This window comes from Candidatus Gracilibacteria bacterium (genome assembly GCA_041661045.1).
Lineage (GTDB): Bacteria > Patescibacteriota > Gracilibacteria > UBA1369 > 2-02-FULL-48-14 > 2-02-FULL-48-14.
Window position 1 is genome coordinate 110876 of record JBAZVE010000001.1, and the last position, 12466, is coordinate 123341.

The window sequence follows — 12466 nt, forward strand, 5'->3', positions numbered from 1 at the left end:
TTTTTGGTTTTTTTACAAGGGGCGGTATTTGGGCAGCCTGGAGGACCAAAAGGTGGATGGCGATTGGAGGTGGTGGCGGCAAAGGTGATTATACCCTCACCATGTGTTTTGTCATGGGAAAATGAGGGCTTGAACCTGTTAATGCGGGGATTTTGTGGTAAGATTTAGATTCCTTAATCCCCTCGCTATGACCGACAAAGAACTGTATAAAAAAGCTCGCTTCTACGGAAAGAATACCCTCCTTTGGCGAAGGAAGTTTATGGGCCTCCTGCCGGAAGTGCAAAAGAGGCGGCTCTATGAAAAGCGCGGCTTCGGGTCTATTTTTGAGTTTTCTTTTAAGTTGGCGGGTCTGAGTGAAGAGCAAGTGAGGAGAGTTTTACAGCTAGAGAGGAAGTTTGAAGCGGTGCCTGTGCTGAAGGGACTATTGGAGAGTGGAGAAGTGAGCGTGAACAAACTGGCCCGTGTAGCCTCCATTGCCACGGTGGCGAACCAGGAAGACCTGGCGGAGGCGGTGAAGTTTTTACCAAAAAGCGCAGTGGAAACTTTGGTGAGGGATGAGCAATTTCAAAAATCAAATGGCTCAACTAAGCCATTATTTGAAGTAAAATCTGTGCCCGGGCACTTGAACTTGGATGAAAAAGTCACGGCTCGCCTACTAGAGCTGCAGGGGAAGGGCATAGACCTTAATGCAATGATGATGGAGCTGCTGGACAGAAGAGAGCAGGAGATTGCAGAAGAAAAGGCAGCCATTGCGAAAGAACTTCCGGTGGAGCAGTCGCGGCCCATACCTGCCCGCACGCGTAAGGTTCTACAGAGGGAACACGGCAGTAAATGCTCCATCGCCAGTTGCAGGAAGCCGGCGGAACAGCTGCACCACACGCAAACCTTCGCCCTGAGCCATCGCCACGATCCGCATTACCTGGCGCCGCTCTGCAAAGAACATCACCTGCTGGCGCACAGCATGAACCTGCGGGTGCATGAAGAAAGGGCGAGGGCCGTCCGCCACCTGCATTGACTTAACATGGAAATATTACTACTCTAAGTTCAAATTAACCCCATACATTTATGCCAAGTGAAGAATGGCGAGCTCATGGTATTTGCAGGGTCCAGCCGCCAAGAGATCTTGGAAGCAACAGGCCAGAGTTTTGGGATCTTGATTCGGAGTCTACAGAAGTTCCCCCTGATGGTTCATGGATTCCTGACCTTTATTTGCCTACAGATGAAGATGAGGCACGCTTAAGGGCTTGGATAGAGGAAAATACCTGAGACCCCCAAAAGGTGCTCTTATTCAGGGAATTTGTGGAGCAGAGTTTTTAAATGCGCTTCAAAGAAGGCTTTTCCATGGGACTTGGTAACTTGGACGAAGTGCTGGCTTAAGTTTCAACAAACTTTTTAAAGTTCTTTGTCACAACTTCGTCATAGGATAAACAGCAGCGTATCCACTAAGCCCTTATACTCTAGCGCCTTGACGCACTTCTAAAGTTATGTTATAATGTCCTGTTAACCCAAAACAAAATGGATGCCTTCGCCACTCTGTCCCAACGGTCTAAAATCCTGATCGTGACCGTCTCGCTCTTCCTGGTCACTATCTCGCTGGGGCTGCTTGTTTTTGGCACCAATATCCTCTCGCATGAGAATTCCCTTCTGGAACAGGCTAAAAACAGCACTCGAGCGGATATGCTTTACATTCATCCCACGGAGGGTGGACATTAGGATTGCCCCCTTGCTGAAACGGCGTTAGAATTTGCGCACCTTTACAGAATGGTATGCAGTCTTACAATGCGCTTGAGGTAGAAAAAAAATGGCAGGCAAAGTGGCGTGAAAGCGGCTTACATAAGGCGAATTTGGCGAGTCCGGAAAAGGAGAAATACTACAATCTGACCATGTTCCCCTACCCCAGCGGCGACAAGCTGCACATTGGGCATTGGTACAATTACGGACCCGTGGACACCTGGGGGCGGTACATGAAAATGAAGGGCTACGAAGTGTTTCAACCGATGGGTTTTGACTCTTTTGGGCTTCCTGCGGAAAATTATGCCATCAAAACAGGTGTGCATCCGGCGGAAACCACTCGAGCGAATATCGACAAAATGAAGCAGCAGATCGGTGCGATTGGTGGGATGTATGATTTGGAACCGGGTGGAACGGGGCTCGAAACCTCCTCTCCCGAATACTACAAGTGGACGCAGTGGCTCTTTTTGCAACTCTACAAAAATGGCTTGGCGTATAGGAAGGAAGCACCGGTGAACTGGTGCCCCGGCTGCATGACCGTGCTGGCCAATGAACAAGTGGATGAAGGGAAATGTGAACGCTGCAAAAGTGAAGTGGTGCAGAAGAATTTACGCCAGTGGTTTTTTAAGATCACCAGCTATGCAGATAAATTGCTCGATTATGAGGGGCTTGAATGGCCTGAAAAAACGGTTTTGATGCAAAAACATTGGATTGGGCGCAAAGAGGGAATCAATATCACCTATAAAATAAAGAGCTTGGATGAGGCGTTGACGGTGTTCACGACTCGTCCGGAAACCAATTTTGGGGCTTCGTTTGTGGTGATTTCGCCGGAGCATCCACAAACTTTGGCGATTTGTGCTCCGGAGCAGAAAGCGGCGGTTGTGGCTTATTTGGAGGAAACGAAGAAGAAGTCCGAGCTGGATCGGCAGATGGAGGGACGAAAAAAAACCGGTGTGTTTACTGGAGCGTACGCCATCAACGAACTGACCGGCTATGAGATGCCGGTTTACACCGCCGATTATGCACTCATGGGATTTGGAACCGGAGTGGTTGTGGGAGTGCCCGGGCATGATTTACGAGATTTTGAGTTTGCGGAGGCCATGGGAAATATCGAGATCATCCGCGTGATTAAAGGCCCACATGGAGAAATGGGACCGATCACCTGCAAGGAAGAAGTTCAGGAAGATGAAGGGGAAATCATCAACTCAGAGATTTTGGATGGTCTCACCCCTCTGCAAGCGATTCCTAAAATGATGGATTACCTTGAATCTCGTGGCATGGGCAAACGGGTGGTGAATTTTCGGTTGAGAGATTGGCTGATTTCCAGGCAGCGCTATTGGGGTGCTCCCATCCCTATTATTTATTGTGAAAAATGTGGTGAAGTGGCGGTGCCGGATGAAGATTTGCCGGTGGTGCATCCGCATGTGGAAGATTATGTGCCCAAAGGCACTTCGCCTCTGGCCGGTTCGGAAGAATTTGTGAATGTAAAATGCCCTCGATGCAGTGCGCCGGCGAAGCGAGAAGTGGATACTATGGATACTTTTGTGTGCAGCAGTTGGTACTTTTTGCGTTATCCGGATGCCGGCAATGCACAGGAGCCGTGGAGCAAGGACCGCGTGAATCAATGGATGCCGGTGGACATGTATATTGGTGGGCCGGAGCATGCGTGCATGCATCTTTTGTACGCGCGATTTATTCACAAGGTCATGCATGATTTGGGCTTTGTGGAAGCCAAGGAACCGTTCAAGCGACTGGTGCATCAAGGCATGGTGACCAAGGATGGGGCGAAGATGAGCAAGTCGAAGGGGAATGTGGTGAGCCCGGATGAGTTCGTGAATAAATACGGCAGTGATGTGTTCCGCATGTATTTGATGTTTATGGGGCCTTTCACTGATGGTGGAGACTGGAACGACCGTGGCATCACCGGAGTTGCGCGATTCGTGGATCGTTTTTATAGAATGATGCAGGTGGAACAAGGGGAAGGGATGGACGAACAGGAGCAAACTCAGCTTCGCCAAGTGGTCCACCAAACCGTGGCTCGTGCCAGTGAGGCAGTGGCGAACATGAATTTTAATGTGGCGATTGCTGCGCTGATGGAGCTCACGAATAAAGCCTTGGAGAAGGGTCTGAATAAAGAGCAGAAGGAAATTGTGACTAAAATTTTGGCTCCGCTCGCCCCCCATTTGGCGGAAGAAGTTTGGGCTGAGTTGGGACACAAGGAAAGTGTGTTTAACGAGGAGTGGCCAAAGGCAGACCCTCAGTTTCTTGTGAAGAGCACCGTGACTTACGCCGTTCAAGTGAACGGGAAGTTGCGGGCCACCTTGGATTTGCCGATTGAAACAAGTAAAGAAGAGGCGCTCGCTACCGCTCGCGCCCACCCCAACGCCGCCAAATTCATGCTTGGAGAAATCGTAAAAGAAATCTTCGTGCCCGGAAAGATTATTGGTTTTGTAGTGAAATAGGGATGCCGCTGCGGCTTTGGCTTCGACTTAATTCACCATCTCCGGATACCCTCCGGCGGCGTTCATTCGTATGACTTGCGTGTATGTACCGGTGTTTTCCGTGAGGACAATGAGTATTTCGGTGAGTGCACTGGTGCAGTTTTCATTTTCAAAACAAATGGTTCCGTCGGGTGGAAAGTAAAAGATGGCGGCGCTGCCCATGGTGGTGAGCGAAAAATCCTCGGGAAGAATCAAGGACTCCACTTCTTCCTCCTCCGTACTTCCGTGTGCTTCTAAAACCAGGCCTGTTGGATTAACGGTGAGGAGATAATATTCCGCCGGCTCAGAATCTTGCACCACCAGTTGATTGAGTGAGTAGGCGCGAGCTTTTTCAATCATTGCCGTGACATTGGCCAGCTCCCCATCGAAACGGGCTTTTAAAATGCCGCGACTGGTGCTCACGGCCACGGCGGCACTCACAATTGCAAAAATAACAATAACAATGCTGAGTTCAATGAGCGTGAAGGCGCGGGCACTTTTCATGACGCAAGTTTAGCATTATGATGGGTCCATGCGCTACGCCAAAGCTGCCGGATCCTTGATTGAAGTGATTGTTGCCGTTACGGTGATTGTTTTGAGCACGGCCGCAGCGCTTTCCGTGCTGCGCAGTTCCACCGAAGGCATTGAAGTGATCAGTGAAACCACGATCGCACGGAATTTGTCGTACGAGGCCTTTGACGCGTTGCTCAATATTCGTGACACCAACTATTTACTCTTTTCCAGCAACCCGGATGGGTGTTGGGACAAGCTCGATGCCACGGATGTGACGCTTTGTGACACCGCCAATGCCATTACGGCGGGCAGAAATTATTATTTGGAGCGGGACTTGATGGGAGCCTCTCTTTTAAAGTGGCACCTTCTGGAAATTGAAACGGTGAATTCCAATGAAGGTTATTTGGATTTGGTCACTGTTGATTTGGATGAGGATGGCACCATGGACACCCAACTTTATGCGCAAACCGGAGCCACCATCGTGGGCGATATGCTTTCTATTCAGGAGGACCATGTTGGGATTTTTAAGCGGACCATTCATATCGATAGCGTGAGTACGGATGAAGCCGGCGTGCCAAACAGTTATGAGGCAACTGTGACTGTTTCTTGGGATCAAAATGGCATCGAAAAAAGCCTTTCTTTAACACAATCCATTGCACACATTTATTAAAAACCGCCGGAAGAGTGGCGCGCGCGCCGGAGCGTACACGCTGGTGGAACTGCTGATTTCCGTTAGTATTTTTGCGATGCTTGCGGTGATTTGTGTGAGTGTTTTGGTGAATAGTCTGGCTTCGGCTCGACGACTCTACGCCCAAGTGTTTCTTTATTCCGAGGCCCAGAATTTGATGGATCACTTGGCGCGCGAAGTGGAACGGAGCGCGCTGGATTACGAGGCGTATTATCTCCGTTATGGCAACCGTAGCCCCGAGTCCGACTGGAACGCCACCGGCTATGGACTTTATGGGCAAAGTTTTTATCATCCCGGAACCGGCAACACCACTGTCGGTGGACCTTATTCCACCATCACCGGCTACGGCATACTCTGCAGTGACGGCCTTTCCACCTACCCGGATGGCTGCCCCACCGAAACACCCATCGATGAGTATAAAGACACCAATACGGGTACTCACCCCTTCACCGGCATCGAAGACTTTTTGGGCTTTTCCACCGAACCCTCCAGCATGAATGCTTTTTGTGAACCCGGCGGCGCCATCGCCGATTGTTCCTCGCTCAAAACTGCCGTTGTGGAGGAACTTTTGCTCATCAACCGCGCGGGCACCGAACGCATGGCATTCATACAAGAACTGTCCGATTCCGGCGATGAAGAATATCAAATCTCCAGGCTTGAATTCACCGGCATCGATGACGATTCCGATGGCATTGTGGAGAGCTGGACTCCCGATCCTAGCGGTTTTATGCCCCTCACCCCCCCTTCCCTCACCATTGAGCGGTTTCATGTCTTCGTTTCCCCTGTCGAAGACCCCTACCGTGCCTTTGCGGAAGTGGATATGCAGGTTCAGCCGCAAGTCACCGTTGTCTTCAACGCCACCCTCGGCAACTCTTTTTTTACCCGGCTGCTCGGCCAAACTCCCCGCATCACTCTGCAGCGAACTTTCTCCACCGGTGTGTACGGTGAGGTGAAGTCGTATGAGTAGCCCAAAACATTTATAAAAATCCTCGCATGAAATCACCCCCTTCCAAGCATTTGCATCCCACCGCGAAGCCCGCTTACGCCCTTATTTTTGCACTGATTTTCATGACTTTTTTCATGATTGTCGTGAGTGGAGTTTCGGAGAAGCTGAGGGAAAGCTTGGCCACGCAAAGGGATCAGCTCACCCCCATGAAAGCGGAGGCCGCCGCGAAGTCCGCCGCAGACCTGGGTCAACTGGCGATGAAAGAATATGAACCCGGCTACAATATTCCTCTCACAGAAGAGGAATTTGCCAAAGATACCGATGGAGATGGCACCATAGATACTTATGGCAATTTCCAGGTCTACGCCACCGCTCAGGAAAACGACGGCGACTGGTACACCCCCATCCCCGGCACCGGCTCCGCCGGAGACAGCGACCTATGTCGCACTTCGGACGCAGACCACGATGGAGACTTTGAGATTGATAAATCCATAGACCACCCTTGCAACTGGAACCGCCTGGCCTACGGAGACACCGCCATCATCCCCCTTTTCGCCTCCGATGGCCTCACCACAGACGGCACCCTAAACCCCGCTGCCCTGGACCTCAGCCGCTTCACCCTCCGCCTGCGCACTCCTTGCACCAACGGCAGCCTGGTGGACCCCGACTGCGCCCGCCCCGATCTCGATGATGGCGACGGCTCCCTCGAACAAGACTCCTCCCTCGTCTTCTGGCAAATCCTCGGCGAAAAAGCTGACGGAACAAGTTTGGTGGTGATTCCGAATGATGCGAAGGTCTCCGATGCTCGTACAGGAGAGTCGATTCGAAATAGTAGCCTCAACACCGAAATCTACGAATCTTTGGTAAACGATCATATCTTTTCCATGGATTATGAGGTTTTCACCCTCAGTGATTCCATAAACGAAGACATTCACGCTCTCATCCTGGACGAAGGTATCGAGAGAGTTGCCCTCCAACTGAATATTGTAACCCCGCTTAAGAATGATGAAGATGGCAGCAGCATCCCCTATCTGGAATGGCAAACCGTGAGCAATTCCCTTAATCCCATTGCGGACAATAAATCCATCCTTTGGGCGGAAGGCTGGTCTGATGGGATGGGAGGTTCGTACTATTTCTCCAGAAAAATCGTTCGGGACACAATAGGTGCCGGAAGAAATGTCTACACTCTGTCCAACTGATTTTCCACAGAGTGCTTGACTTTTTACTCCTTTTATGGGACATTTATGTTGTCTAATTGTCTATTATGACTACTCCTGACAACAATCTGATTCCGGAACAGGATGGTGGTAGCGGTTCACGAGCCGCGACTCCTTCGAGTGGAGGTTCTGCTTCGAAGGCTATCCTTTTGGCTGCGACTATTGCTGCTGGAGGAGGTGTAGCACGAGCTATTGAACCTGTAGAAGGCGGCGCAGAAAGCACCTGGGTGGACATGGGACCGGATAATCTGGCGAATGAACCTGGAACGGCAATCACATGTTTTGGTGGAGACCCTGATGGCGCTCATATAAGAGACGAATATGACTTCAGTGAAGCTAGGTGGACGAATCTGTATCATGATGGGAGTGCAAGTGGTGTTCATATGGATACTTTGGATGGATTGGTGGAAGAATATGATTCGACCATCGATATGCAGATCCCCTGTGTCAGTGACTTAGATCCGGAACGAGATCTGATCCTTTTTCAGAATCCAGGTGGAGAAGATTTCGTGGTTGAAGGTTTCTTGAGTACAGGAGCTGTGACTGGCATAACTTATTTGGAGGGTGGTGCTTTCTCCTCGGGAGGCACAGAAGATGGCCGCTATATTATGCCACGAGACCCTGGTACTCCTGGTTCTTCGATCAACTTGTCCGAATTCTCTCCAGAGGGGGATCCTACGGAAGTTTTCTTCGATACAGATGGGTATGACTTAGCAAGCGCAGCTGTAAGCCTGAGTACTAACAGCGTCTTTGCAGTCAGGGACACAGCTGGTGGACAGGTATATGAATATGATGGGTTTACTACTGGCTCTGGGCATGGAGAAGCACTCACAGGTATCTCTGGCAAACCTCGCTCCTGGATTGCCGCGGATCGGTCTTCTTCCGGGTACGATCAATTTGCTGTGATCAATTCGGATGGAACGGTTTCTATTGTAACCAATACTTCCACAGGTCCCGGCTTAGATGCCGATGGAGATGGCTACCCTGTAGCCGCGGATTGTAATGATGGAGATGACTCTATTCATCCCGGTGCGGCAGAGGTTTGTGATGGTGTGGACAATGACTGTAATACGCTCACCTTGGAAGATGAAGAGGATGGGGATACTTGGTACTTGGACGGTGATGGAGACACCTATGGAGATCCTGACACAGCTGTCCGGTCCTGTACCGAGCTTGATGGTTATGTCTCCAATGGAGGCGACTGCAATGACGGTGATAGGGGTAAAAATCGTGAGGTGGATTGCGCGGCGGCAGAGGCTTGTGCCGAGGGTGGGGAATCTCCTATAGATTCTTATGGCGAAGGTGATGTGATTTGTGGGCCTGATGGAAGTTATACCTTGGTACTCGGTACCGGGGATGATGATGCAGTGGATTATTGGGGGGATGGAATGGCCAGTGTTACTGAAGGAGATTGGATAAATTATGCAAACGAAGCAAGCGCTTTGGGCTGGTTGTTTGATGCAAGCACTTACAATGGATGGGCCGTCGAGACCTCTGGCGAATATGGAGTAGGAGGCTGGGCTTTAGGAACTATAGAGGGTAGCGTAATGGCCCCTCCGGCTGGACTCAATCCTTCCACTTTTGTTGTGGGATCCGCTTCGGCACTCGCAACGAATGGTGACGGCGTTGAGATTCCGCTCAAACCAGGAACTCACGAGCTTGATGGATACCCGGTTGAAACGGATGGCGGTGCCAGCGATGGCGGAAGCGCGGACGGTGGAGGCGCTGACGGTGGCAGTGCGGATGATACTGGCGGCGATGGTGGTGCAGTTGGTGATGGAGGTACGGTTGGTGATGGAGGAGCAGACGGTGGAGCTGATGGTGGTGGAACAGATACCGGTCTTGAAGAAGATGGTGGAAGTACCGATGGTGGCGCCGAAGAACCTGGTGGGTGGAGCTGTAGCGTGTACAACCCTCAGACAGGAAGTATGGTGCCTTTGGTTGTGACCGGTCTTGCCATGGCAGGACTTGTGGGACGACGAAGACAAAGTCCGAAAAAGAATGTGTCTTCCCAGCAAGCCCCTTTTAGAAAGGCGGCTTAGTCGAAAATATGGCCTAATGTATCGCTCAAAGATGAGTTTGTCATACTCATCCAAAATGAGCAGATCGCCAAAGCTCAACGAGTGGTTTTTGAGAATGCCTCTAAAGTGTAGCTTCTTCTCTAAACCACAAACTGTCATCCAATCCTGACGACAGTAAATGGGCCAAGAACCTGGACAAAGACGGGGGGGGAGAGAATAGTGTAGGCAATTATGAAAATACCCATTCACAAGATAAGTGCTCTCCTCCTCCTTCACCTGATGGCTTTTGGTTTGGGCGTCAGCAGTGCTTCTGCTTATGATCTATATGGTTATCAGTGGGACAGTAGCTCAGTGTCTTATTATATCAATAGTGCTTTTGCGAGTAGTTTTAAAACTGCGATGAAGACTTCTGATGCAAGTTGGGACGCCGCAGGTGCGGATTTTAGCTTTAGTTATGCTGGGACTACGAGTTCAAATCCAAATGTTTTTTCTGGATATACTTCAGATTCCAGAAGTTCGATTGGTTATTACAATGATGGATCTACGGGAGATGTGGCAGGTACTTGGGGCTTTACATCAGGTAGCTCCTTGACCGAAATAGATACCACCTTTAATACTTATTATGGGTTCACAACTATAGGAACTTCCGGCCAGTATGATGTGCAAAATACTATGACCCATGAATTTGGCCACTGGCTCATGCTAGATGATCTTACTTATAATGGAAGCCCGTCCTATTGTGCCTCTTCAGCGATGTCTACTATGTGTGGTCGCACTTATCCTGGAAACACCTATCAAAGGTCACTCAGAACCGATGATAAAAATGGTATCAAGGCTATTTATGGGACTTGATTTATAACTTATAAAATATGGCATTGAACAGTAAAAACAGCGTGTTAATCCTTAGTCTCGGTACATTTTTGGCTTTAGGCTTTCTTTCCTCGAATTTTCTTTTTAAGAATAGGGCTATCCCAGTGACTAACGAGCCACCTACTACGGTGTCTTTTCATGCCTTAAGTATTGCGCGCGATCTTGATTTGTACACACAGAGTGCCTCTCTCATTGTAATTGGCAGGGTAACAAAGGTGGGTGAACCTTATCTGGAAGATCAAGGTCTTGGTAGTAGACAAGAGGTCGAACTGGAACTGAGTGAAGTTCTGAAAGGAGATAGAAGTATGACCACGGTAAATGTGCTTGTTCGCGGCTATGAAATCGTTGAAGTTGATGGAGATGAGGCAACCATTATCCCCGGCAATGAGCCACCTTTATTTGTAGCGGGAGAGTATGTTCTCCTCTTCTTAGGAACAACCAGTCAGGGGGAATATGTGTCTTTTGCAGGCCCTTATGGTAAATACTTAATCGACAACGAGTTGAATGTGAGCAGCAGTGGCGACTTTTCAATGTCTCTCGAGGAGCTAAAGGAAAAGATTAATGCAGTTTTGCAGTCTCAGCCCTTCTAAAAACCTGGTTTTTTTGGTATAATTAGGGGATTCATTTTGCTATGTATGATGTTATTTTGCATTGCTTTTTAACATGATATAGTGCAAAATGAAATCATGGATGCTCAAGAGCCACAATACCATCGATCTATAGAACTCCCATCGAGCAGCTTTCTGCTCTTTGGACCAAGAGGTGTGGGTAAAAGCACATGGCTTCGTAAGACACTACCGAAGGATTCGCTTTTCATTGACCTTTTACACTATCCAACTTATTTAAGCCTAAGTAGAGACCCAAGCCATCTGGAAGCCTTAATCAACACCAAAGATCCTCCACAGTGGGTTTGTATCGATGAAGTACAGAAAATTCCGCCCATTCTAGATGAAGTCCACCGACTCATTGAGACTTATGGACTTCGTTTTGCCCTGAGTGGATCATCAGCCCGTAAACTCAAAAGAGGTGGAGCAAATCTATTGGCTGGCAGAGCATTGGCAATGGAAATGGAAACATTTTGCAGCGAAGAATTGGGGGAAGACTTTCATCTGGAAGAATCTATAGAGTGGGGAACCCTGCCCTTGGTCCAGAAAAAACTCAAAGAGAAGCTGACCACCGAAGCCATGGACACGCTTGAGACCTATGTATCGAGCTATCTTCGTGAAGAAATTAAGGAAGAAGGATTGGTACGCAAAGTAGATCCATTTTTGCGTTTTCTGGAAATAGCGGGCCTCATGAATGCCGAACAAATAAATTTGAGTGCTATAGCTCAACAAGCTGGCGTTCCAAGAAGTTCTACAGAAACATACTTTTCAATTTTAGAAGACACCTTACTTACCTTTCGCTTACCAGCTTATCGACCACGAGTAAAAGTCCGGGAACAAACTCACCCCAAGCTCTATTGGTTTGATTCGGGAGTGGCCAGAGCGGCGGCCGGACTTTTGCGTGACCCAACAGACTCCACCTGGCAAGGTAAAGCTCTGGAGACTCTGATCTATCATGAGCTCAGGGTCTACAATCAAAAATCCGGAAAACACAGGTCGATTTCATTTTATAAAACCAGCTCCGGACAAGAAATCGACTTTTTGATAGAAACTCAAAAAACAAGCTCCGACCAAAAAGCCGAAGTGGTACTCATAGAAGTAAAAAGATCAAAAACATGGAATGCCCGTTGGGAAAATCCTATGCGTTCCCTGATGAGAATGAATAAAATGAGAGTTAAATCCGCTTATGGTGTGTATATGGGGAAAGAGTCTCTGTTTAAAGAAAATTTATCTATTCTACCAGCCGAGATTTTTTTAAAAAAACTCCATCAAGGAGAAGTTTTTTAGGTGACGAACTTAGCTTTTGGCGGGCTTACGGCTCGTTCTTGATTCCTCCAAATCTCCCCAAATTGTGGCCTAGGCCAGGTTAGCACATGCGGTAATGTTTTTGTGCAA

11 protein-coding genes are annotated in these 12466 nt (G+C 48.9%); 10 read left to right on the plus strand and 1 reads right to left on the minus strand.

All coding sequences use genetic code 25. The annotated features are described in order from the left end of the window. Positions 1-187 precede the first annotated feature (187 nt). From WC777_00605 to leuS, 3 genes are all read left to right on the plus strand, one after another. Positions 188-1042: a hypothetical protein gene (locus WC777_00605; GenBank protein ID MFA6023705.1), complete on the plus strand. Its 855-nt coding sequence runs from the start codon at positions 188-190 to the stop codon at positions 1040-1042. A gap of 473 nt (positions 1043-1515) precedes the next feature. After that, on the plus strand, positions 1516-1713 hold the full coding sequence (locus tag WC777_00610) for a hypothetical protein (protein MFA6023706.1): 198 nt from the start codon (positions 1516-1518) through the stop codon (positions 1711-1713). A gap of 53 nt (positions 1714-1766) precedes the next feature. Further along, positions 1767-4193, plus strand: a complete 2427-nt coding sequence (leuS, locus tag WC777_00615) for a leucine--tRNA ligase (protein MFA6023707.1) — start codon at positions 1767-1769, stop codon at positions 4191-4193. A gap of 27 nt (positions 4194-4220) precedes the next feature. Here leuS and WC777_00620 read toward each other — a convergent pair whose 3' ends face one another. Continuing rightward, positions 4221-4715 (minus strand): type II secretion system protein, encoded by a 495-nt coding sequence (locus tag WC777_00620; GenBank protein ID MFA6023708.1) that lies wholly within the window; start codon positions 4713-4715, stop codon positions 4221-4223. Between the two features lie 28 nt (positions 4716-4743). Here WC777_00620 and WC777_00625 point away from each other — a divergent pair, with 28 nt between their 5' ends. The 7 genes from WC777_00625 to WC777_00655 all read left to right on the plus strand — a co-directional run bounded on the left by WC777_00625 (position 4744) and on the right by WC777_00655 (position 12358). Next, on the plus strand, positions 4744-5394 hold the full coding sequence (locus tag WC777_00625) for a hypothetical protein (GenBank protein MFA6023709.1): 651 nt from the start codon (positions 4744-4746) through the stop codon (positions 5392-5394). Beyond that, complete coding sequence (locus WC777_00630; protein MFA6023710.1) at positions 5378-6379, plus strand: hypothetical protein; 1002 nt, start codon at positions 5378-5380, stop codon at positions 6377-6379. The genes WC777_00625 and WC777_00630 overlap by 17 nt, the downstream gene beginning before the upstream one ends. Positions 6380-6405: 26 nt before the next feature. Next, positions 6406-7758: a hypothetical protein gene (locus WC777_00635; protein MFA6023711.1), complete on the plus strand. Its 1353-nt coding sequence runs from the start codon at positions 6406-6408 to the stop codon at positions 7756-7758. 425 nt (positions 7759-8183) lie between these two features. Next, on the plus strand, positions 8184-9617 hold the full coding sequence (locus tag WC777_00640; GenBank protein ID MFA6023712.1) for a putative metal-binding motif-containing protein: 1434 nt from the start codon (positions 8184-8186) through the stop codon (positions 9615-9617). A gap of 210 nt (positions 9618-9827) precedes the next feature. Continuing rightward, positions 9828-10496 (plus strand): hypothetical protein, encoded by a 669-nt coding sequence (locus tag WC777_00645; GenBank protein MFA6023713.1) that lies wholly within the window; start codon positions 9828-9830, stop codon positions 10494-10496. Next, on the plus strand, positions 10472-11056 hold the full coding sequence (locus tag WC777_00650) for a hypothetical protein (protein MFA6023714.1): 585 nt from the start codon (positions 10472-10474) through the stop codon (positions 11054-11056). The genes WC777_00645 and WC777_00650 overlap by 25 nt, the downstream gene beginning before the upstream one ends. Positions 11057-11152: 96 nt before the next feature. Next, positions 11153-12358, plus strand: coding sequence for a DUF4143 domain-containing protein (locus WC777_00655; GenBank protein MFA6023715.1), 1206 nt, complete (start codon positions 11153-11155; stop codon positions 12356-12358). Positions 12359-12466: the final 108 nt, after the last annotated feature.